At 66.3% G+C, this 20,374-nt stretch carries 23 protein-coding genes; 13 read left to right on the forward strand and 10 right to left on the reverse strand.

The features are described 5' to 3' along the window. Nucleotides 1-3: 3 nt before the first annotated feature. Genes ACTWPB_RS15165 through ACTWPB_RS15175 form a run of 3 tightly spaced genes read right to left on the reverse strand, consistent with a single transcriptional unit; the run spans nt 4 to nt 2,721 of the window. Nucleotides 4-435: a molybdenum cofactor biosynthesis protein MoaE gene (locus ACTWPB_RS15165; protein ID WP_446221319.1), complete on the reverse strand. Its 432-nt coding sequence runs from the start codon at nt 433-435 to the stop codon at nt 4-6. Then, nucleotides 428-1,519, reverse strand: coding sequence for a bifunctional molybdenum cofactor biosynthesis protein MoaC/MoaB (moaCB, locus tag ACTWPB_RS15170; RefSeq protein WP_446221320.1), 1,092 nt, complete (start codon nt 1,517-1,519; stop codon nt 428-430). Before moaCB ends, ACTWPB_RS15165 begins: the two co-directional genes overlap by 8 nt. After that, nucleotides 1,516-2,721 carry a molybdopterin molybdotransferase MoeA gene (locus tag ACTWPB_RS15175; protein WP_446221321.1) on the reverse strand — a complete coding sequence of 402 codons (1,206 nt, stop codon included), beginning with the start codon at nt 2,719-2,721 and terminating at the stop codon, nt 1,516-1,518. Before ACTWPB_RS15175 ends, moaCB begins: the two co-directional genes overlap by 4 nt. Before the next feature lie 142 nt (nt 2,722-2,863). Here ACTWPB_RS15175 and moaA point away from each other — a divergent pair, with 142 nt between their 5' ends. The 3 genes from moaA to ACTWPB_RS15190 all read left to right on the forward strand — a co-directional run bounded on the left by moaA (nt 2,864) and on the right by ACTWPB_RS15190 (nt 4,588). Next, nucleotides 2,864-3,922 (forward strand): GTP 3',8-cyclase MoaA, encoded by a 1,059-nt coding sequence (gene moaA / locus ACTWPB_RS15180; RefSeq protein ID WP_446221322.1) that lies wholly within the window; start codon nt 2,864-2,866, stop codon nt 3,920-3,922. Further along, on the forward strand, nt 3,915-4,157 hold the full coding sequence (locus ACTWPB_RS15185; protein ID WP_062983935.1) for a MoaD/ThiS family protein: 243 nt from the start codon (nt 3,915-3,917) through the stop codon (nt 4,155-4,157). The genes moaA and ACTWPB_RS15185 overlap by 8 nt, the downstream gene beginning before the upstream one ends. Before the next feature lie 119 nt (nt 4,158-4,276). Then, complete coding sequence (locus ACTWPB_RS15190; RefSeq protein WP_446221323.1) at nt 4,277-4,588, forward strand: hypothetical protein; 312 nt, start codon at nt 4,277-4,279, stop codon at nt 4,586-4,588. Nucleotides 4,589-4,592: 4 nt separating this feature from the next. Here ACTWPB_RS15190 and nadE read toward each other — a convergent pair whose 3' ends face one another. Next, the gene (gene nadE / locus ACTWPB_RS15195) at nt 4,593-5,417 is read right to left on the reverse strand and encodes an ammonia-dependent NAD(+) synthetase (protein ID WP_446221324.1); all 825 of its coding nucleotides are present in this window, start codon (nt 5,415-5,417) and stop codon (nt 4,593-4,595) included. Nucleotides 5,418-5,542: 125 nt separating this feature from the next. Here nadE and ACTWPB_RS15200 point away from each other — a divergent pair, with 125 nt between their 5' ends. Next, nucleotides 5,543-6,844 (forward strand): RNA-guided endonuclease InsQ/TnpB family protein, encoded by a 1,302-nt coding sequence (locus ACTWPB_RS15200; RefSeq protein ID WP_446221325.1) that lies wholly within the window; start codon nt 5,543-5,545, stop codon nt 6,842-6,844. Here the strand turns inward: ACTWPB_RS15200 and ACTWPB_RS15205 are convergent. Further along, the gene (locus ACTWPB_RS15205) at nt 6,763-7,389 is read right to left on the reverse strand and encodes a TetR/AcrR family transcriptional regulator (protein ID WP_446226354.1); all 627 of its coding nucleotides are present in this window, start codon (nt 7,387-7,389) and stop codon (nt 6,763-6,765) included. The genes ACTWPB_RS15200 and ACTWPB_RS15205 overlap by 82 nt on opposite strands. Nucleotides 7,390-7,521: 132 nt before the next feature. Here ACTWPB_RS15205 and ACTWPB_RS15210 point away from each other — a divergent pair, with 132 nt between their 5' ends. From ACTWPB_RS15210 to nrdE, 4 genes are all read left to right on the forward strand, one after another. After that, entirely contained in the window at nt 7,522-8,091 is a 570-nt protein-coding gene (locus ACTWPB_RS15210) for an NAD(P)H-dependent oxidoreductase (protein WP_446221326.1), read from the forward strand. 387 nt (nt 8,092-8,478) lie between these two features. Then, nucleotides 8,479-8,712, forward strand: coding sequence for a glutaredoxin-like protein NrdH (gene nrdH / locus ACTWPB_RS15215; RefSeq protein WP_378912651.1), 234 nt, complete (start codon nt 8,479-8,481; stop codon nt 8,710-8,712). A 31-nt stretch (nt 8,713-8,743) separates the two neighbouring features. Beyond that, nucleotides 8,744-9,217 (forward strand): class Ib ribonucleoside-diphosphate reductase assembly flavoprotein NrdI, encoded by a 474-nt coding sequence (gene nrdI, locus ACTWPB_RS15220; protein WP_379318540.1) that lies wholly within the window; start codon nt 8,744-8,746, stop codon nt 9,215-9,217. A 35-nt stretch (nt 9,218-9,252) separates the two neighbouring features. Next, entirely contained in the window at nt 9,253-11,358 is a 2,106-nt protein-coding gene (gene nrdE / locus ACTWPB_RS15225; protein WP_446226355.1) for a class 1b ribonucleoside-diphosphate reductase subunit alpha, read from the forward strand. 50 nt (nt 11,359-11,408) lie between these two features. Here nrdE and ACTWPB_RS15230 read toward each other — a convergent pair whose 3' ends face one another. Continuing rightward, nucleotides 11,409-11,861, reverse strand: coding sequence for an RDD family protein (locus ACTWPB_RS15230; protein ID WP_446221327.1), 453 nt, complete (start codon nt 11,859-11,861; stop codon nt 11,409-11,411). Between the two features lie 288 nt (nt 11,862-12,149). Between ACTWPB_RS15230 and ACTWPB_RS15235 the strand changes: the two genes are divergently transcribed. Further along, a complete protein-coding gene (locus tag ACTWPB_RS15235) occupies nt 12,150-12,683 on the forward strand; it encodes a helix-turn-helix domain-containing protein (protein WP_446221328.1) in 534 nt (177 codons plus the stop codon). A gap of 139 nt (nt 12,684-12,822) precedes the next feature. Beyond that, the gene (locus ACTWPB_RS15240) at nt 12,823-13,188 is read left to right on the forward strand and encodes a hypothetical protein (RefSeq protein ID WP_446221329.1); all 366 of its coding nucleotides are present in this window, start codon (nt 12,823-12,825) and stop codon (nt 13,186-13,188) included. A gap of 156 nt (nt 13,189-13,344) precedes the next feature. Here ACTWPB_RS15240 and ACTWPB_RS15245 read toward each other — a convergent pair whose 3' ends face one another. After that, the gene (locus tag ACTWPB_RS15245) at nt 13,345-14,337 is read right to left on the reverse strand and encodes an LLM class F420-dependent oxidoreductase (RefSeq protein ID WP_446221330.1); all 993 of its coding nucleotides are present in this window, start codon (nt 14,335-14,337) and stop codon (nt 13,345-13,347) included. Nucleotides 14,338-14,525: 188 nt separating this feature from the next. Here ACTWPB_RS15245 and ACTWPB_RS15250 point away from each other — a divergent pair, with 188 nt between their 5' ends. After that, nucleotides 14,526-15,053 carry a hypothetical protein gene (locus tag ACTWPB_RS15250; protein WP_446221331.1) on the forward strand — a complete coding sequence of 176 codons (528 nt, stop codon included), beginning with the start codon at nt 14,526-14,528 and terminating at the stop codon, nt 15,051-15,053. Here the strand turns inward: ACTWPB_RS15250 and ACTWPB_RS15255 are convergent. Then, nucleotides 15,032-15,718 carry a DUF899 family protein gene (locus ACTWPB_RS15255; protein WP_446221332.1) on the reverse strand — a complete coding sequence of 229 codons (687 nt, stop codon included), beginning with the start codon at nt 15,716-15,718 and terminating at the stop codon, nt 15,032-15,034. The two genes, ACTWPB_RS15250 and ACTWPB_RS15255, sit on opposite strands and share 22 nt — an antisense overlap. Before the next feature lie 80 nt (nt 15,719-15,798). Here ACTWPB_RS15255 and ACTWPB_RS15260 point away from each other — a divergent pair, with 80 nt between their 5' ends. Then, complete coding sequence (locus ACTWPB_RS15260; protein ID WP_446221333.1) at nt 15,799-16,374, forward strand: TetR/AcrR family transcriptional regulator; 576 nt, start codon at nt 15,799-15,801, stop codon at nt 16,372-16,374. 354 nt (nt 16,375-16,728) lie between these two features. Continuing rightward, entirely contained in the window at nt 16,729-18,177 is a 1,449-nt protein-coding gene (gene mgtE / locus ACTWPB_RS15265; RefSeq protein ID WP_446221334.1) for a magnesium transporter, read from the forward strand. On the opposite strand, the gene ACTWPB_RS15270 is transcribed toward mgtE, so the two are convergent. Both ACTWPB_RS15270 and ACTWPB_RS15275 read right to left on the reverse strand, forming a co-directional pair. Next, a complete protein-coding gene (locus ACTWPB_RS15270; protein ID WP_446221335.1) occupies nt 18,174-19,154 on the reverse strand; it encodes a peptidase in 981 nt (326 codons plus the stop codon). The genes mgtE and ACTWPB_RS15270 overlap by 4 nt on opposite strands. A gap of 267 nt (nt 19,155-19,421) precedes the next feature. Next, a complete protein-coding gene (locus tag ACTWPB_RS15275; protein ID WP_446221336.1) occupies nt 19,422-20,366 on the reverse strand; it encodes a hypothetical protein in 945 nt (314 codons plus the stop codon). Nucleotides 20,367-20,374 lie beyond the last annotated feature (8 nt).

Raw genomic sequence — 20,374 nt, forward strand, 5'->3', positions numbered from 1 at the left:
CTGTCAGCCGCAGGCGTTGACCCACTCCGAAAGCCCGTCGGCGAACAACTGCCGTTTCCAGATCGGCACTTCGTGCTTGATCCGGTCTACCAGCTCGGCACATACCGTGAACGCCTCGGCCCGATGCGGCGCGGCCACCGCCACCACGATCGCCACACCGCCGATCGTGAGTGGCCCGATCCGATGCGTCGCCGCGACCGGAAGTCCGCTCGCCTGAGCCACTTCCGCGCAGATCGCGTGCAGGAAGCGCTCGGCTCGGGGGTGCGCGGAGTACTCCAGCGAGGCGACCGCTTGGCCGCCGTCGTGGTTGCGTACCTTGCCGGTGAACACCACGATCGCACCGAATTCCGGCCCGTCGACAGCCTTTTCGACAGTGAGGGGATCGAGATCCTGATCGCTGATCGTGGCCAGCCGGACCGCACCGAACTCACTCATGGTTGCCGCCTCCGGCTACTTGCGCTAGCAGATGATCCAGCAAGGGTTCCAGCACGGCGATGCCGTCCTTCACCCCACCCGGCGAACCGGGCAGATTGACGACAACGGTACGACCGGCCAGCCCGGCAACACCGCGACTCAGCGCCGCCAGGGGGAACTTCGCGGTCCCACGCTGCCGGATGGCGTCGGCGACGCCGGGCAGTTCCCTGGTGAGAACGGCACGGGTGGCCTCGGGCGTCGCGTCGGTCGGGGAGGCACCGGTGCCACCGGTGGTGATGACGAGCGCGGGAGCTCCGCTCAGCGCATCGGTCAGTCCGGCGGCGATCTCGGCATCGGCGTAGACCAGCGGTCCCCGCACCGAAAACCCTTGTGCGGTCAGCCAATCGGCGATAACAGGGCCGGTGGTGTCGGTGCGTGTTCCCGCCGCGGTGCCGGTGGACGCGACGACCACGACGGCGGTCCGCGAAAAGCTCTGGGCCTCAGCTGATTCCGCCTCAGCGCTACCCGCTGCCACCGCATCGCCGCGGGCTTCGGTGGTCAGCGGCGCGGATTCGGCACCCGCGTTCACCTGCGCCAACCGGTCGAGCCCCGGTGCGTCGGTGTCGGACCGACCTTCCGGCCGCACCCAATGCCCGTGCTTTCCACCCTCTTTGGTGACCAGCCGGACCCCGTTCATCACCGCAGCGGGATCCACCGCTTTCACCATATCGTGCAAGGTGAGCCCCGCGACGGCGACAGCCGTCAGCGCTTCCATTTCGACCCCGGTCGGGCCCTTCGTCTTGGCCGTCGCCTCGACGGTGATGCTGGTCTCGGTGAACCCGAACTCCACCTTCACCGACGACAACGCCAGCTGATGACACAGCGGAATCAGCTCGGAAGTCTTTTTCGCACCGGCGATTCCGGCCAATCGGGCGGTCGAGAGCACATCCGCTTTGGGCATACCCTCGGCCCGCACCAACGCGATCACCTCCGCGGTGGTCTGCAATTCGCCTGCGGCGACGGCGATCCGGGTGGTGTCGGCTTTCGCACTGACATCGACCATGCGCGCCCGACCCTCGCGGTCGACGTGGGACAACTCGCTCATAACGACAAGATTCGCACAGGGACACCGGCGGCCAGCGAGGTGACCTCGGCGGGTATGTCGACGAGCACATCGGCCCAGGCCATTCCCGCGATGAGATGCGAGCCGGGACCCGAGATCACTTCGACCCCGGCCTCGGTCAACAGGCCGCGCAGGTATTGGCGGCGACCGGCAGGGGAGCGCAGCGGCGTCAGCAGGGTCGTTTCGCTGCTCGCGACCTCCGGCAGGCCGGCCAGGGCGCGCACGGCGGGGCGCGCGAACACCGCGTACGACACCATCGTGCTCACCGGATTGCCCGGGAAACTGAGTACGGGGACCTCGTCGACCACCGTGTAGCCCTGCGGTCCGCCGGGTTGCACCGCGACGGAGCCGAAAGTCCCGCCGAGCGGACCCAGCACATCCTTGACGACCTCGAAGTCGCCCTTGGACACGCCACCGGAGGTGAAGACCAGGTCGGCGATGTCGGTCGCCGCGTTCAGCACCGAGGTGAACACCGCGGGGTCGTCGGTGCTGTGCGCGATCTCGACCACTTCGACACCGTCGGCCCGCAAGGCCGCGGCCAGGGCGATGCCGTTCGAGTTGTAGATCTGCCCCGGAGCGAGCGTGCTCCCGGCGGGCTGCAGCTCGTCACCGGTCGTGATGCAGACGGCACGTAATCGACTCAGCACCGGGACGGTCGGGAGGCCGACCGCAGCCAACGCCGCGATGTGCCGGGGGGCGAGCACCGTGCCCGCCCGTGCGACGAGCTCACCGGTGCGCACATCGGTACCGGCTTCGCGCACGAATTCGCCACGCCCACGGCCACGTTCGACCACGATCCGGCGGTCACCGGCCTGCACATCCTCGACCGGCACCACACAATCGGCACCGGGCGGCATCGGCGCACCGGTCATCACCTTCACCGCCGAGCCCGCAGGCAGCGCGTCGGTGCCCGGCTTACCCGCCGCCACCACGCCGGCTACCGGCAGCGTGACCGGCGTGACGGCCACATCGGCCGCGCGCACCGCGTAGCCATCCATCGCCGAGTTACGGAACACCGGCAGATCGATCGGCGACACCACATCGGCCGACAGGGTGCGGCCGAGCGCATCGGGCACCGCCACCTGTTCATCGGGGCGGTCGGCGAGGTGGGCCAGCAGCGCGGCGACGGTGTCGCGGTACTCGTCGACGCTGCGTGCCGACGCGGTAGCGGGCCGGGGAGTCATGCTGTCAGCTTAATCGCCGCCGGCGGGGCCGGTCCGGGTCGCGTTGCTCACGGTGGCGGGGCATTCGCGGTGAACTGACGGGTTCGTGAAGAATCGGCCCGGCGCACGGAGTGTGACGGGCATTACGGGTCATACTGTAGAGATGACGCTGGTCGAGATGGGGATACCCGCCGTGCGATCGGAGCGGCCGTCCCTGGACGGCAGGCCCGAGACGCCGTTCCTCGTCGACCGCTTCGGCCGGATCGCCCGCGATCTGCGTGTGTCCATCACCGAGAAATGCTCGCTGCGCTGCACCTATTGCATGCCGGAGGAGGGCCTGCCGCCGATCCCGCGCCAGGAACTGCTCACCACCGACGAGATCGTGCGGCTGGTGTCGCTGGCTGTGCGCGAGCTGGGTGTGCGGGAGGTGCGGTTCACCGGCGGCGAACCGCTGATGCGTCGTGAGCTGGAACAGATCATCGCGGGCTGTCACGCGGCCGTGCCCGGCACCCCGCTGGCCATGACCACCAACGGCGTCGGCCTCGAACACCGCATCCACAAGCTCGCCGCGGCCGGTCTGACCAGGGTCAATGTCTCCCTCGACACCGTCGACCGGGAAGATTTCACTCGCCTCACCCGCCGTGACCGGCTGGAGTCGGTCCTCAACGGCATCCGGGCCGCGCGCGAGGCGGGCATGGCGCCGGTGAAGGTCAACGCCGTGCTGATGCGCCAGAACCTGGCGGGCGCGGCCGACCTGCTCGCGTGGTGCCTGGCCGAGCAGTGCGAACTGCGATTCATCGAGGAAATGCCCCTCGACGCCGACCACGAGTGGGCCCGCGATCACATGGTGACCGCCGCCGACCTGCTCGACGTCCTCGGCGAGCGCTTCACCCTGACCCCCACCGCCCGCGCCGATCCCTCGGCTCCGGCCGAGAAATGGCTGGTCGACGGCGGGCCGGCGACCGTCGGCATCATCGCCACCGTCACCCGCAAGTTCTGCGACAGCTGCGACCGCACCCGGCTCACCGCCGACGGCATGCTGCGCTCGTGCCTGTTCAGTGACGAGGAGTTCGACGTGCGCACCGCGCTGCGGGCAGGCGCCGACGACGACGAGGTCGCCGAGCTGTGGCGCGGTGCGATGTGGCAGAAATGGGCCGGTCACGGTATCGACGCCGCCGGTTTCGTCCCCCCGGAACGCACGATGGGAGCCATCGGTGGTTGAGGTCCGCTATTTCGCCGCGATCGCCGACGCGGTCGGCAAGAACACCGAATCACTCGACCTCCCCGACGGCGCCACCGTCGCCGACCTCCGCGCCACCCTCGCCGCAACCTACGGCTCGGATGTCGACGGCCTGGTCGGCGTCTGCGCCTTCCTCATCGGCGACGAACTCACCCGCGACCCATCAGCCATGCTCCGCGACCGAGTAGACGTCCTGCCCCCCTTCGCCGGCGGCTAGCCGCACATGGTCCAGAGCCGGAACCGAACTACGTCCTAGTCGAGACCTGTTGTGCGCCAACGCTTGTAGTGGCCGGCTCATGATTCGCGGCGCGCCGTAGACATCGATACGCTCCGAGCGTGCCGGAAGTCGGCGTGCGTTTCGAGAAGGTGTGTGCGGTGTCGCTGGTAGTTGTCGTGGTCATGTTGTTGATGGGTTTGCTGGCGTACCAGCGCGGGTTCAATCCGTTTGCCTGGATCTTCGCGGGGGGATGCTTGGGCGTGGTGGTGTTGTTCTTCTTGCCCTCAGCGAAGGAAGCGGGGCTCGACGCCGAGAGCAGAGATGAGCGCAGGCGACGGGGCAACCTCTTCGGTATCGGTCTGACCGCGGTGGCTATGACGGTCGGCATCGCAGCGTTCGTCGTCGAGGTCGTGAATATTTTGTCGGCCTAGACCGTTATCGCCACCAGGTGTCGAGGGGGGTTACCGGGACGGTGCGCTTGTGGCGGGTGTTGGTGAAGATCGACTCCACCCGGGCGGCCACCTCTGGGGTGACGTTCTTGCCTTCGAGGTAGTCGTCGATCTGGGTGTAGCGCAGGCCGAGTGCGTCCTCGTCGGCGAGGGCGGGGCGGTCGTCCTCGAGGTCGGCGGTGGGGACCTTGGACCAGATGCTCGACGGTGCGCCGAGTTCTTGCAGCAGGGCCGCGCCCTGGCGCTTGGTGAGACCGGTGAGGGGCGTCAGGTCGACGCCGCCGTCGCCGAACTTGGTGAAGAACCCGGTGACCGCTTCGGCCGCGTGGTCGGTACCGACCACGAGCAGGCTTTCCTGACCGGCGAGGGCGTACTGGGCGACCATCCGCTCGCGCGCCTTGATGTTGCCGCGCACGAAGTCACGCAAGCGCTCGTGATCGAGCGCGCCCGCGACCTCGATGCCGATCGCGTCGGCGCTGGGGCGAATGTTCACCACGACCGTGCGATCGGGGTCGACGAAGTTCAGCGCGATCTGCGCGTCGTGCTCGTCGGCTTGCACGCCGTAGGGCAGCCGCACCGCGAGGAACTTCGCCTCGACACCGTCGGCCCGCAACTCCTCGACGGCCAGCTGGCACAGCCGACCGGCCAGCGCGCTGTCCTGCCCGCCGCTGATCCCGAGGGCGAACCCCTTGGCCGGGGTGGTTGCCAGGTAGTCCTTCAGGAAGTCGACGCGCCGCCGGACCTCCTGCTTCGGCTCGATCTCGGGTAGCACACCCAATTCGGCAATGATCTGTTCACGCAGTGTCCCCATGCGGTCTCACTCTACCGGGGTAAGGGCTGGCGCACCGCCCTCCGATAGGTGAAGGCGTGCGCGGGATTTCACGAAGCCTGGTCTTCTGAGCGGATCATGTCGGTGGGGCGAGATACGTTGAGTGTATGCAGCTTCGGTATGCGTTCGGTCTTGACCCGAGCCCGGGCCAGCGGATCGCGCTGTCCCAGGCGTTCGGGTGTGCGCGTGTGGTATTCAACGACGCGATCGCGGCGCGCCGGGCGGCGAATGAGGCAGGGCATCCGATCCCCTCGGATGGTGACTTGTCAAAGGCGCTCACGGCGGCGAAGCGCACCCCGTCGCGTGCGTGGCTCTGCGAGGTATCGTCGGTGGTATTGCAGCAGGCCCTTGCAGATGCGAACGCTGCTTATCGAAACTTCTTCGCTTCGCTGTCTGGGAAACGGAGGGGGCGCAAGGTGGGTACTCCCCGATTCAGGTCCCGCCGCGATTCTCGACAGTCGATCCGATTCACTGCGAACGCTGGGTTCCGAGTCCTGCCGAACGGACGGCTGAGGTTGCCGAAGATCGGTGACGTACCGGTCCGCTGGTCACGTGAATTGCCCTCTGTACCGTCCAGCGTCACTGTCACGATGGACGCGACCGGCAGATATCACGCGTCGTTCGTAGTTCAGGCGGCTGACCAGCCGCTCCCGGTGAGTGACCGCGAGATCGGGGTAGATCTCGGATTGACCCATTTCGCGGTTCTGTCGGATGGCCGCAAGGTCGACAATCCACGCATCGGCCGTAAGGCTGCCGCGAAGCTGCGGAAGGCGCAGAAGGAGCTGGCTCGTCGACACAAAGGTTCGGCGAACCGCCGCAAGACGGTCCGCAAGGTCGCGAAAGCACATGCCCGGGTTAGGGATACGCGCCGGGATTGGTTGCACAAACTGTCCACCACAATGATCCGCGAAAACCAAGCGGTGTACGTGGAGGATCTTGCCGTCTCGAGTTTGGCACGGACATGGCTCGGTCGCAGCGTTTACGATGCTGGGTGGTCGATGTTTGCCTCGATGTTGGAGTACAAGGCACATCGGGCTGGTCGTAGATTCGGCCGGGTGGACCGATGGTTGCCGTCGACGCGGGCTTGCTCAGTTTGCAGGGTGGTAGGAGACAAGATTCCGCTGGATGTGCGGGAGTGGACCTGCCGGTGTGGTGCGGTCCACGACCGTGATGTGAATGCAGCGATAAATATCCTGGCCGCGGGACGCGCGGACAGTCCAACGCCTGTGGAGCTGGTGTCAGCCGGGGCCTCGGTCCCGCAACCGGCCGCGAAGCAGGAACCCGCCGGGAGCGCGGCCTCTGCCGCTCAGACCGGGACCTCCGCAGCTCAGTGCGGGGGGGACGTCAATTGGGGGACAGGCGAAACGACGACCCGGCGAATGAGCCATTCCCAGTTGTCGCCGATCTGATCGCGCGTGTAGCCGAGCACCTCGACCTGGTGGATGACCAGCGCCGCCGACAGCGTGGACAGCAGCGTGTCGGCGATCAGCGGAACCTCACCGTCGACGCCGATCGCGCGAAGTAGCAGCATGACGTGCGCCTTGTGCAGGCCGTAGGGTCCGCCACCGAAACGCCCGTCCTTCTCCGCGGCCTGGTGCAGATCGCCCTCGACCTCGATATCGAGCAGCCGGGTCCGCCCGAACGCGATCAGCCGTTCGACCGGGTTCGCCGCGGGACCCAGCGGTGCGGGCCCGAACATGAACGCGGCCTGGAACTTCTGCTCGGAGTGATCCAGCAGGGCCAGCATCAACCCGGTGCGATTGCCGAATCGGCGAAAGACCGTGCCCTTGCCCACACCCGCGCGCTTGGCGAGCGCGTCCATCGTGAGACCGTCGACGCCGTACTCGCGCACCAATTGCTGGGCCGCGTCCAGCAGCAGCGCGCGGTTGCGGGCGGCATCGGCACGTTCGACCGGCTCCGCGCTCCCGGGCAGTGGCCGCCCGATGCCGAGCAGGGGCGGCTCGTCGGACCTGGGTGTGCCATAGCTCACGCCGCTCACACGTCCTCCGCGGGAAGTAATCGGACCGAAGTCCGGTTAATGTCGAATGAAACTTGGATCATTCCACTGAGTACACCAGGAGTCGCCATGAGCGAGACCCGCATCCTCACCCTTGTCGGAAGCCTGCGCGCGGGCTCCGTCAATCGCCGCCTGGCCGAGGCCGCCGCGCAGACCGCGCCCGCCGGTGTCGGCATCGCCATCTATGAGGGTCTCGGCGAGATCCCGTTCTACAACGAAGACCTGGACGTGCCCGGCGCGGTGCCCGCGCAGGCCGAGGCGCTGCGTGCCGCCGTCGCCGCGGCCGACGCCCTCCTGCTGGTCACTCCCGAATACAACGGCACCCTGCCCGCCGCGCTGAAGAACGCCATCGACTGGGCCTCGCGTCCGTATGGCACCGGTGCGATCAAGGGCAAGCCGGTCGCCGTGGTGAGCGCGTCGATCAGTCCGAACGCCGCGGCGTGGGCACACGGCGACACCGTCAAGTCCGTCGGCGTGGCGGGCGGCATCGTCGTCGAGTCGGCGCACGCGCAGTTCGCGACCATCGGCGAGCGTTTCGCGCAGACCCATCCGGCCGAGGATGCCGAGGCGCTGACCCAGCTCGGCGCGACCGTGCACGAGTTGGTCGCCGCGGTGAACGGCACGTTGATCTCGGCGTAAGCTGGTCGTTCGGCAGGGCGTCGCATCCATCACGGATGCGGCGCTCTTTCGCTGTCCGCGAAGTTTGCTGAAGACTCGCCGGTAGACGAAATCGTGATCTGAACCACTGTTTTCCCTGCTGGTCGGAGGCCCGTCCTGGGACTTACCGCATGGGAATTACATCCGTGCGACTCGCAACACCTTGTGTTGTTCCCATCTGTCGGACACTAGGTGTAGTGTCTGTCGTACTGGAAGACGGTGTGGAGCCACCACTGATCGGGCCCAAGGGAAGGGGTTGCGAGCAGGGCTTTCTTCGTCAGATCCAGGAGTTTGCGCAGCATCACCCGTTCGTGCATTGCATACGGATCACAGGCTGTGGATCAGGCATAGGAGAGAAGGACTTCCATCATGACCATCACCGTGTACACCAAGCCCGCTTGCGTGCAGTGCAACGCCACCTACAAGGCTCTCGACAAGGTCGGCGTGGACTACGAGATCATCGACATCTCGGAGAACGACGAGGCGCGTGACTTCGTCATGGCGCTGGGCTACCTGCAGGCGCCGGTCGTCGTCGCGGGTGAGGATCACTGGTCGGGCTTCCGTCCCGACCGCATCAAGTCGCTCGCCGTCGCGGCTGCCTGAGTTCGCGCCGGTTCGCCGGTAAGGAGGCGCCATGCCCGAGCAGAGGACTCCGGGCGGGCTGGTCTACTTCTCCAGCGCTTCGGAGAACACTCATCGTTTCGTCGAGAAGCTCGGTCTCCCGGCAACTCGACTTCCACTACATACCACCGCTGAATCGCCGCGGATCGACGAACCCTACGTGCTGATCACCCCCACCTACGGTGGTGGTCGGCACGTCATGGGCGGACAACGTCCCGACAAGGACCTCGTTCCACGGCAAGTCGCCAAGTTCCTCAACGACCCACACAATCGCGCACTGCTGCGCGGGGTGATCGCGGCCGGTAACACGAACTTCGGCGATACCTATTGCGTTGCAGGAGACATCATCTCGCAAAAATGCGGGGTGCCGTACTTGTATCGCTTCGAACTCATGGGAACCGCTGAGGACGTCGCGCGCGTCCGAGAGGGATTGGGATTGTTTTGGCAACAGCAACCACAGCACCGGCAGGCAAGTCAGCACGCCTAGAGCAGTCGGCGGTGCGCGGCGAGACCGGCGAGGTCATGGACTTCCACGCCCTCAACGCCATGCTGAACCTGTACGGCCCCAACGGCGAGATCCAGTTCGACAAGGATCGCGAGGCCGCGCACCAGTACTTCCTGCAGCACGTGAACCAGAACACCGTCTTCTTCCACAACCTGGACGAGAAGCTGGACTACCTGGTCAAGGAGAACTACTACGAGACCGAGGTGCTCGACCAGTACGGTCGGCCCTTCGTCAAGCAGCTGTTCCAGCAGGCCTACGCCAAGAAGTTCCGGTTCCCGACCTTCCTCGGCGCGTTCAAGTACTACACCTCGTACACGCTCAAGACCTTCGACGGTAAGCGCTACCTGGAGCGGTTCGAAGACCGCGTCTGCATGGTCGCGCTGACGCTTGCCGCCGGTGACGAGGTGCTGGCGAGCAACCTGGTCGACGAGATCATCGACGGCCGCTTCCAGCCCGCCACCCCCACCTTCCTCAATTCCGGCAAGAAGCAGCGCGGCGAGCCCGTGAGCTGCTTTCTTTTGAGAATAGAGGACAACATGGAGTCCATCGGGCGCTCCATCAACTCCGCGCTGCAGCTGTCCAAGCGCGGTGGCGGTGTCGCGTTGCTGCTCAGCAATATTCGTGAGCACGGTGCGCCGATCAAGAAGATCGAGAACCAGAGCTCGGGTGTCATCCCGATCATGAAGCTGCTGGAAGACTCCTTCTCCTACGCGAACCAGCTGGGTGCGCGTCAGGGCGCGGGCGCGGTGTACCTGCACGCCCACCACCCCGACATCTACCGATTCCTCGACACCAAGCGCGAGAACGCCGACGAGAAGATCCGCATCAAGACGCTGTCGCTGGGTGTGGTGATCCCCGACATCACCTTCGAGCTGGCGAAGAAGAACGAGGACATGTACCTGTTCTCGCCGTACGACGTCGAGCGCATCTACGGTGTGCCGTTCGCCGATGTGAACGTCACCGAGAAGTACTACGAGATGGTCGACGACAAGCGCATCCGCAAGTCGAAGATCAAGGCGCGCGAGTTCTTCCAGACCATCGCCGAGCTGCAGTTCGAGTCGGGCTACCCCTACATCATGTTCGAGGACACGGTGAACCGGGCCAACCCGATCAAGGGCAAGATCACCCACTCGAACCTGTGCTCGGAGATCCTGCAGGTCTCCACCCCCTCGGAATTCAACGACGATCTGTCCTATTCCAAGGTGGGCAAGGACATCTCGTGCAACCTGGGTTCGCTCAATATCGCCAAGGCGATGGACTCGCCGGACTTCGGGCAGACGATCGAGACCTCGATCCGCGCGCTCACGGCCGTCTCCGACCAGACCCACATCTACTCGGTGCCCTCGATCGAGCAGGGCAACAACGAGTCCCACGCCATCGGCCTCGGCCAGATGAACCTGCACGGGTACCTGGCGCGTGAACGGGTCCACTACGGCTCCGAAGAAGGTGTGGATTTCACCAACATCTACTTCTATACCGTTGTCTACCATGCGATTCGGTCCTCGAACCTGATCGCCAAGGAGCGCGGCACCGCGTTCGGTGGTTTCGCCGACTCCAAGTACGCCAGCGGCGAGTACTTCGACAAGTACACCGAGCAGGCGTGGGAGCCCAAGACCGACAAGGTGGCTGCGATGTTCGCCGAGGCCGGCGTGCGCATCCCCACCCAGGACGACTGGCGTCTGCTCAAGGCCTCGGTGCAGGAATACGGCATCTACAACCAGAACCTGCAGGCAGTCCCGCCGACGGGTTCGATCTCCTACATCAACCACTCCACCAGCTCGATCCACCCGGTGGCGTCGAAGATCGAGATTCGCAAGGAAGGCAAGATCGGCCGCGTCTACTACCCGGCCCCTTACCTGGACAACGACAACCTCGAGTACTACGACGACGCCTACGAAATCGGCTACGAGAAGATCATCGACACCTACGCCGCGGCCACCCAGCACGTGGACCAGGGCCTGTCGCTGACGCTGTTCTTCAAGGACACCGCCACCACCCGCGACCTGAACAAGGCCCAGATCTACGCATGGCGCAAGGGCATCAAGACGCTCTACTACATCCGCCTGCGTCAGATGGCCCTCGAGGGGACTGAGGTAGAGGGTTGCGTCAGCTGTATGTTGTGAGCTGAGCTAACGATAAAGGGCGGTCTCCCTGGGAGACCGCCCTTTTCGCATCAAGGTGCACTGTCGAAGAGGTCGAAGCAGGACCAGCCGCCGCGGAACCACTGGACGGTCAGCTGCCAGGTCGACGGGTAGGTGCCGTCGGCGTAGCGCAGTCGAAGTCCATACCGGCACTTGCCGATCGTTGTCCGGGTGAGGTGCTGGATGACCGTGCGGTGCAGGAAAGACGCGCTCAGCCAGGCGAGGATGCCGTACAGGACGGCTGTCGTGCCGGAGGCGAGGTACCAGGCGGTGGCGCCGATCGCGGCGTGCAGTGCCATATCGATGAGGAACGCGGGGATCACGCCGTTCTCGTCGCCGCTGGAAGTGCGTCCGGTGAGCGGGAATTCGTCCTTCGGGCGTCGGGGACTCCGCGGCTCCGGAGCGATGCGCGTCGATTGCGCGGCGGCGCCACGGTCGTATCCGGTGTTCCTCGCCGAGTACCGGGGCGGTGCTGCGTTGCTCATAGGGCCCAGGGTGGTCGACACCGCTTAACAAGCACCCGCTGCCGACCTTGCCGACCTGCTCACCGACTCGCAGCCGTCAGCCCGCGGAAGCGGAAGACAACCAGGGGAACCCCGAGGCTGATCCGGCGCCACCGTCAGATGGGCGAATCGATCGTCCCGACCCTCCCGGTACAAGCCGCCTGCGTTCGTCCGTCGATCAAGTGGTCGCCATCTGCCGACCACGGCGCCTGCTACTATTCGAACGAATCGAAATGATATTCGAAACGTTCGAATGGCTGAGGAGGTGTCATGACCGCACAACCACTCGAAGAGCGCACCTTTCTTCCTGATGACGGCGAGCGACTGGCCACTGTCATGAGTTTTCTGGAAGCGCACGAGCGGCGATGGGGTACTGCGGCGAAGCCGAGCTACGCGCTGGTCGGTACCGACGAAGGCGACCGAATCGAACTGCCGGCCGATGTCCATCAAGCCCTGAAGCAAGTGGTCGCGGCTCTGCTAGCGGGCAGGGCGGTCACCATCGCACCGCACAGCATGACGTTGACGTCTCAGCAGGCTGCCGACCTGCTCGGGGTGAGTCGGCCGACAGTGAAGCGGCTCATCGAGAAGAACGAGTTGCCTGCCGAGCGGATAGGCACCCGCCACCGACTGAAGTTGGACGACGTACTGGACTACCGCGAAGCCCGTCGCCGTCGACAATACGACGCGCTGGCGGAAACCGCGGTAGATGTCTCCATCCAGGAAGATCCCGCCGACGTCGACCGTCACCTGCGCGAAGCACGGCGAGCGGCCGGAGAACGGTACCGGGGTAAGCGCAACAGCTGAGGGGGATCGGTGTTCGCGGTATTGCTCGACACGTGTGTTCTCTGGCCCAGTCTGCAACGCGACTTCCTGCTGTCACTCGCAGTCGAGGGGCTGTACCGCCCGCTGTGGTCGGAGCGAATTCTCTTGGAGTTGGAGCTGAGTGAACAAGCGAAGCTCATCGGTCGGGGTGACGACGAGGCGTCGGCAGCGTCTCGCGCTCGGACTCCCGGACCCCGATGACGAGCACGTTGCGGCCGCCGCTGTGGTTGGAGGCGCCGGGGCGATCGTGACTGAAAATCTGCGTGACTTCCCCACAGACCGTCTGCCGGATGGGCTCTGTGTGCGTTCGGCGGCGCAGTTCGCCGCAGACACGGTCGCGGTGTCGCCGGAAACTGCTTTGCAGGCACTGCGGACCATGTTGCGTCGGTACCGAAACCCCACGGTCACAATGGATGAAGCGCTGAAGATTCTCGCATCGCGCTACCGGATGGATGAGGCTGTCGACCTTCTGAGCGTGATTCGTTGAGGGCGGTGCTCAGGGTCGGGACAGGATTTCGGCCAGCGTTCGCAGCAGGGTGGTGAGCCAGCGTTTTGTCAGGCGGCCCAGGGTGTGGTAGGTGCCGTCGGGGTGGGTCAGACGTAGGCCGAGCAGGGCGTTGCCGAGGGTTGCTCGGGTCAGGCGTTAGGCCAATGCCGGGATCACCTCGCGTTCGAAGAGTTCGATGCCGGAGGTGTCGTAGGCGGCTTCGGGGAAGTTGAGGATGGCGTAGGCGAGGCCGAGATTCTTGATCTCCGTGAGGCGTTCGACGATCTGTTCGGGGGTGCCGACGGCTGCGCTGGTCGCGAATTGTTCGTGCACATAGGCTTTCGCCTCGTCGGCGCCGAGGAATGGGGTGAATCGGTCGATGACGGTCGAGAGGCGTTCTTGCACTTCGGTTTCGGTGGTTCCGACGATGGCATTGAAGTTGGAGGTGCGGGTGATCGCCGAGAAATCGGTGCCGACCTCGGTGCAGTGCCGGCGCAGGATGTCGGACTTGCGGGTGAACTCCTCGGGGTCGCCGCTGAAGTTGGTGTAGTCGGCGTACGTCGCCGCGATGCGCAGGGTCTTCTTCTCGCCACCGCCCGCGATCCAGATCGGAATCCCGTTCTCCTGCAACGGTCGTGGGTGCACGATCGCGTCGTCGACCTGATAGTGCTTGCCGTCCAACGTCGCCCGGCCGGTCTGCCACGCCTGGCGCAGGATCTGGACGCCTTCGTCGAGGCGTCCGAGGCGCTCACCGGCGGGCGGGAAGCCGTAACCGTAAGCGCGCCACTCGTGTTCGTACCAGCCACCGCCGATACCCATCTCCACCCGGCCACCCGAGATGACGTCGACGGTGGCGGCCACCTTGGCGAGATAGGCGGGGTTGCGGTAGCTCACGGCGGTACACATTTGGCCGAGGCGCACGCGGGAGGTGGTGGCCGCGAACGCCGCCATCAATGTCCACGCCTCGTGGGTCGCCTCGTCGGTGGGAACGGGCGTGGTGTGGAAGTGGTCGTAGACCCAGATCGACTCCCAATCGGTACCGGCGTCGAACCGCTGGGCCAGCTCGCGCATCACCGACCACTGATCGGCCGGTTCGATACCGACCAGATCCAGTCGCCAGCCCTGGGGAACGAAAATGCCGAAGCGCACAGGTTTTCTCCTGGAGTGAGAAGGGTGGAACTCGAGCGGCGCCACACGCCGCGGCTGTCGAGAACCACTGTTCCACTTCTCCGCGCTCAGGCAACTATTGTGCGCGCACCGCGCTGAAACCTGGACCGGCCGTTATGCACCGAAATTCACTTGGCACGCGGGGAAAACCCGGGCATGCTCGTAGTCGTATGAACAATATTTCCCCACCCCGCCTCGGCGTCGACTTCGGCCGAGTGATCCAGGGGGCGGCGCTCACTCCGGGCGCCGCGGACACCGTATTCCTCTCGGGCGGCGTCGATGAGGCGATGAGCACTCCGCCCAGCCCCGCCGCGTTCGAAGTGCTCAGCCGGCTGGTGACCCGCTTCGACGGCAACGCCTGGGTGATCTCGAAATGCGGCCCGCGCATCGAGCAACGCACCAGGCAGTGGCTCGACCACCACGACTTCGCTGCCCGCACCGGCATTCCCCGAGAACACCTGCGCTTCTGCCGAACTCGCGCGGGCAAGGCGCCGCACTGCGCCGACCTCGGCATCACACACATGATCGACGACCGGCTCGACGTGCATTGGATCCTGCGCGATCTGGTGCCACGGCTGTATCTGTTCGGCGCGCAGACCGGGCAGGTCCCCGAGTGGCTGACCCACACGCCCGACTGGCGTGCCGTCGAGGGTGCGGTCGGTGCGGATCTCGCAGGTCAGGCGCTCGGGTCGCCGTAGGAGGCGGCGATGTCCTTGCTGCTCGGCCAGCCGCTGTAGGTCGGCGACTGCGGCCAGCCCTCGGGGCTGTCCTGCCATTGCTCTTGACGCCCGTAGGGCAGCGCGTCGATGAGGCCGAAGCTGTAGGCGAGTTGTTCGGTGCCACGGCCGTCGGTGTGCCAGCTGCGGTAGACGGTGTCGCCGTCGCGCAGGAAGGTGTTCACAGCGAAGCCCTCGCCGGGGCCGGCGCCCATGTCGGCGCCGAACGGACTGTCGGCGGTCGAATACCAGGTCATCGTGTGGCCGACGCGCTTCTTGTAGGCGAGCACCTCGTCCATCGGCCCCTGCGTCACGATGACGAACCGCGCGTCGTAGCCGTCGAGGAAATCCAGCCGTGCGTATTGCGCGGTGAGGCCGGTGCAGCCGGCGCACTGCCAGGTGTTCCCCGGCGTCCACATGTGGTGATAGGTGATCAGCTGCGAGTGTCCGTCGAAGATGTCGGCGAGCGAAACATCGCTGCCGTCTTCGGCTTTCAGCGTGTAGCCGGGCAGGCGGACGGCGGGCAGGCGCCGGCGCTGGGCGGCGACGGCGTCGAGCTCACGCGTCGCGGCCTTCTCCCGGATCCTGAGCTGATCGAGTTCTGCCTGCCAGGTGTCGCGATCGACGATGGTGGGCAATGCGGTCATGATGGGCCACCCTTCGATGTATACGGTGTGCACATTTGATATGTTCACACCGTATACTTCAGCGAAAGCGAGTTCAAGGGTTGGCTTATCACCACGGTGACCTCGCGGCGGCATTGATCGAGGCCGGGCTGGAACTCACCAGGTCCGGCGGTCCCGAGGCGCTGACGATCCGTGCAGTCACCCGCCGGGTCGGCGTCACGCCGAACGCCGCCTACCGGCACTTTCCCGACCGGCAAGCCCTGCTGCGCGCGGTCTCGGCCGCGATCGAGTCGAGGATGGCCGAGGGGATGGAGCGCAGCCAGGCGGCGCCGCGTGCGAGCCTGCGCGCGGTCGGCCTGGGCTATATCGGCTTCGCGCTGCTCGAGCCGGGCTGGTTCGCGGTCGCGTTCTTCGGCGCCGGTGACACCTCGCCCGAGTCGGTCGTCGACTCGCCCGCCTACCTCGCCCTCGCCGACGCGCTCGACATGATGGTCCACGTCGGCGACCTCGCCCCCGCGGCGCGTCTCGGGGCGACCTGGAGTTGCTGGTCCACCGTGCACGGATTCGCGGAACTGGCGTTGCGTGGGCCGTTGCGGCACCTGGACCGTGCGCAGCTGTGGCCGCTCGCTGAACAAGCTGTCGACACCGTCATCGCCGGGTTGCCGCCGGTGGTGTGATTGGTGTCACTGTGACCAGTGGTACGCGAGCTCGAGGTGAAACGAGTGGGCTCCGCATGTATTCTCATGGGTGGAAGGGTGTGCCCGGGTGGGTACTCCAAGCGATCCGCGGCGATCACCCGCGGCGACTGCGAGGAGGTGGGGTTGCCATGCGCAACGAACCTCCCAGTCGAAGGCCGCGCGGCGTCGCCCCTTCGTCTTCACACCGCAAATCCTGACCTGCTCGGTCCGGTCTGTGCGTGTCGGCCTCGGCGGTGGACGCCCCGCGGTGTGAACCACCGTCACCCGTTCCACTTTTCGCACATCCTGTAGCTGTGCCGCAGGCGTGTGCGCTGTACGCCAGAGGACTCGATCATGTCGAACGTCGATCTCGTCACCACCCGTCATGTACCCACCGAAACCGTTGTGCCCGAAGTGGTTTCGCCGCGCCGAACCGCCGTCGAAGACCACGCGGTCACCGAGGCGCTCGAAATCCTGTCCGAATCGGTGCGCGACATCGTCGAGACCCACCGGGTCTGTGGCGGTCTCGACTGGCTCGACAACCGTCCGCCGCACGTCATCGCCGACGCGCTGGCCCGGATGGACGCCGTGCAAGCCGGTGTCGTCTTCCGGCTGCTCGACAAGGAACGCGCCCTCAGCGTGTTCGAAGAGCTCGAGCCGGTCGACCAGCAACAGATCCTGCAGGGCCTGCGCGAGAAGAGCTTTCGCGATCTCGTCGAGGCGATGGACCCCGACGACCGCGCCCGCATGCTGCACGAAGCACCCGCCAAGGTCGCCAAGAAGGTACTCGCCGGGCTGAGCCCGCGCGAGCGCCGGATGACGGCCACGCTGCTCGGCTACCCCGAGGGCTCGGTCGGGCTGTACATGACGCCGGAAGTTGTTGCGCTGCCGGACAATCTGACCGTCGCCCAGGCGCTGGGTTGTGTGCGCGCCAAGGGCAGCAACGCCGAAACGGTCTACACGCTGCCCGTGGTCGATCGCGGCCGCCGCCTCACCGGCATCGTCGAACTGCGTGAGCTGGTGCTGCACTCCCCGGACGCGATGGTGTCCGAACTCGTCGTCACCGAACCGCCGTTCGTGCGGGCCACCGATTCCGCGGAGAAGGCCGCCCGGCTGATGAGTTCCACCAACCTCATCAACCTGGTGGTCGTCGACAGCGAGGACCGGGTGGTCGGGCTGCTCACCATCGACGACGCCATGGAGGTGCTCGAGGCCGCCGACAGCGAGGACGTCGCCAAGCAGGCCGGTTCGGCGCCGTGGGAGGGCCACTACATGGCCGCCAAGGTGTTCCAGCTGGCGCGCTACCGGGCACTGTGGCTGACGCTGCTGCTGTTCGCGGCCACCCTGACCGTGAGTGTCACCGACATGTTCGCCACGACCCTCGAGCAGGCGGCGAGCCTGGCGCTGTTCATCCCGTTGCTGATCGGGGCGGGCGGCAATGCCGGTGCGCAGGCGGCGACGGCGTGCGTGCGAGCGCTGGCGGTCGGCGAGGTGCGCGTCTCGGATCTGTTCAAGGTGATCTGGCGCGAATGCCGGGTCGGGCTGGTGCTCGGCAGCATGCTCGCCGCCGCCGGGCTGCTGATCGGCACAGTGTTCGTCGGGCCGAGGATCGCCATCGTCGTGGCCATCACCCTGGTGGTCATCTGCGGCTGGGCGGCGACCATCGGCGGCACGATGCCGTTGCTGGCCAAGAAGTTCCGCATCGACCCCGCGGTCGTGTCGGCGCCGATGGTGACCACGCTGGTCGATGCGACCGGGCTGATCATCTACTTCACCACCGCGAAGCTGGTGCTGGGGATCTAACGCTGTGGGAAGAGCGTGAGCGCCTGTGCCATGACGTCCTTGGCGACGTCGTCGGTGGCGGCGACCACCTCGACAACCGGAATGCGCCTGCCGAACGCGGTGGATTCGGCGGGCAGTTCCGGGCCGACGGCCGCGGTGTAGATCGGGATCGAGCTGTCGTAGACCGAGACCGAGCGGTGCACGGTGCGACCGTCGATTTTGTCCTCGGTGCTGTTGGCGGCCAGATACTCGGGCACGCGGTACTCGTAGCTCACGGTGATCTTCTCGCCGCGATAATCGAACAGGCACTGGGTGAGTCGCTGTTCGTCGCCGGGAACGGCGCCTGCCAGTTTGCCGCGGACCGTGCACGGATCGGCGCCGAGCAGCACGGTCGGCGCGGTATCGGGGGAGGTGCCCTGTTTCGGTGACTGAAGCCAGCGTTCGATCATTCCGGGCATCAGTTCGTCGGCGACCGTGCACGGGTTCTTGCCCGGTGTGGAAAGGCCGAGGTAGAACGCCGCGCTCGACGGGAACCGGGCGGTCGCACCGCAGGCGCGTGGTTCGCCCGTATCGCGGTCGGGGACCGTGCGGACGGACGCGGCGCCGATCTGACTCGTTACGCCACGGCCGCTCGTGGATTGACTGCTCAACAGGGTGGCATGCCAGGTCAGGGTCGAGCCCTCACCGGCTGTGTCGCTACCGATGATGGCCCGGCACGAATCCAGGCCGACGGTCACGCTCTTGACCTCGCCGAGCTTTGCCAGGGTGTCGCGGGGGAGCAGTGCGCAGACGTCGACCTGGCGGGTCGCCTGGGCTACCTCGGTGCGCTGGTTCGGATCCTGGGGGACCTTCGACCAGAACTCGGCAGGCTGGGCGGGAATCACCGGTGGGGGCGGCGGCGGCAACTTCCCGTAATCGGGTGGATTGCCCGCCTCGTCACTCCCGCAGCCGGCGCACACGAGCAACGCGGCAGCGGCCAGCGCCATCCTGCGATACATCGGTACCCCTGTCCTCGACAGATCCGGGCCCGGACCCGCGCCCGACCACCGAGTCTGCCTGCGACGGCAACCCTCGCGCAAACATCACACCAGGTCGTTCTCAGAACGTTGTCGTCCGCGCACCGGTGACCGGGATGTAGGCGCCGGCGCCAGGGAGTCCGCGCACCAGCGCCAGAGCGTCCGCGCACCAGTGGCAGAGCGTCCGCGCACCAGTGGCAGAGCGTCCGCGCACCAGTGGCAGAGCGTCCGCGCACCAGTGGCAGAGGGTCAGCGCACCAGTGGCAGGGTTTCGCGCATGACCTTCTCCGCGATCGCCGAGTGGGCCGTGACCGAGACGGTCGGTACGCGCCGACCGAGCAGCGCGTCGGTCGGACCCGGTGCGAGGCCGGGACCCACGACGGCCGACAGCGACGCCATGTCGGCCTGGGCCGTGTCGAACCGGTACACCTGGCGGGCGCCCACCGTGAAGGCCGGGGAGTCGTCGATGATCGAGCGTTCCTCGTTGTAGTCGTAGGTGACGATCGCGTCTTGCCCGTCGACACTCACCTTGCACGTGGTGACGCCCTGATCGGCTACCGGCACCCGGACACCGAGCAACGGCGCGACCGCACACGGATCGGCCCCGGTGACGACCGCGCGATCCGAATCCGGCGAGGAACCCTGGGCAGGCTCCTTGCGCCACTCGCTCACCGCGATCCGCAGCAACGTTCTCGCCGACGCGCACGCATCCTGCGGCGCCCGCACGCTGAACGACAGATCGGCCCCCGCCACGAACCGCGCCCACGCCTGACACGCCCCGCGCACCTGCGGATCGTCCGAGGCCGCGGGCTCGTCGTTGAACAGCACCCGCACGTCGCCCATCGATTCCTCGTCCACCGGACCGTCCATGCTCGGCTCACCCTCGAACATCACCCCGGTACTCCAGGTCGCGTCGATGCCGGTGAGATGACCCGGCAGGGCGATATTGAGTCGGCATTGGTTCGGATGCACGTTCTCGACATCGCGCACGGTCCCGAGGGTGCCCAGCGCCGCGCGGGGCAGCAAGGCGCACACATCGATCGCCCTGACCTTGCGCAGCACCGCGATCTTCTCCTGATCGGAAACCGCTGCGGTGGACCAGAATCCGCCCTGCGGCAGGGAGTCCGGTGCGGGTTCGCTCCCGCAGGCGGCCAACATCAGCGCTGCGGCGGCGAGCAGGATGAGCTGTCGCACAGGGGTTC

The organism is Nocardia sp. IBHARD005, from assembly GCF_052814245.1.

Bases quoted from the DNA above. Each gene is read 5' to 3' on its own strand.
- ACTWPB_RS15210 (WP_446221326.1), top strand. From the start codon at position 7,522: ATGAGCGAGACCCGCATCCTCACCCTTGTCGGAAGCCTGCGCGCGGGC.
- mgtE (WP_446221334.1), top strand. From the start codon at position 16,729: ATGTCGAACGTCGATCTCGTCACCACCCGTCATGTACCCACCGAAACC.
- ACTWPB_RS15175 (WP_446221321.1), bottom strand. From the start codon at position 2,721: ATGACTCCCCGGCCCGCTACCGCGTCGGCACGCAGCGTCGACGAGTAC.
- ACTWPB_RS15230 (WP_446221327.1), bottom strand. From the start codon at position 11,861: ATGAGCAACGCAGCACCGCCCCGGTACTCGGCGAGGAACACCGGATAC.
- nadE (WP_446221324.1), bottom strand. From the start codon at position 5,417: ATGGGGACACTGCGTGAACAGATCATTGCCGAATTGGGTGTGCTACCC.
- ACTWPB_RS15235 (WP_446221328.1), top strand. From the start codon at position 12,150: ATGACCGCACAACCACTCGAAGAGCGCACCTTTCTTCCTGATGACGGC.
- nrdH (WP_378912651.1), top strand. From the start codon at position 8,479: ATGACCATCACCGTGTACACCAAGCCCGCTTGCGTGCAGTGCAACGCC.
- moaCB (WP_446221320.1), bottom strand. From the start codon at position 1,519: ATGAGCGAGTTGTCCCACGTCGACCGCGAGGGTCGGGCGCGCATGGTC.
- nrdE (WP_446226355.1), top strand. From the start codon at position 9,253: ATGGACTTCCACGCCCTCAACGCCATGCTGAACCTGTACGGCCCCAAC.
- ACTWPB_RS15165 (WP_446221319.1), bottom strand. From the start codon at position 435: ATGAGTGAGTTCGGTGCGGTCCGGCTGGCCACGATCAGCGATCAGGAT.
- nrdI (WP_379318540.1), top strand. From the start codon at position 8,744: ATGCCCGAGCAGAGGACTCCGGGCGGGCTGGTCTACTTCTCCAGCGCT.
- ACTWPB_RS15200 (WP_446221325.1), top strand. From the start codon at position 5,543: ATGCAGCTTCGGTATGCGTTCGGTCTTGACCCGAGCCCGGGCCAGCGG.
- ACTWPB_RS15270 (WP_446221335.1), bottom strand. From the start codon at position 19,154: ATGTATCGCAGGATGGCGCTGGCCGCTGCCGCGTTGCTCGTGTGCGCC.
- ACTWPB_RS15255 (WP_446221332.1), bottom strand. From the start codon at position 15,718: ATGACCGCATTGCCCACCATCGTCGATCGCGACACCTGGCAGGCAGAA.
- moaA (WP_446221322.1), top strand. From the start codon at position 2,864: ATGACGCTGGTCGAGATGGGGATACCCGCCGTGCGATCGGAGCGGCCG.
- ACTWPB_RS15250 (WP_446221331.1), top strand. From the start codon at position 14,526: ATGAACAATATTTCCCCACCCCGCCTCGGCGTCGACTTCGGCCGAGTG.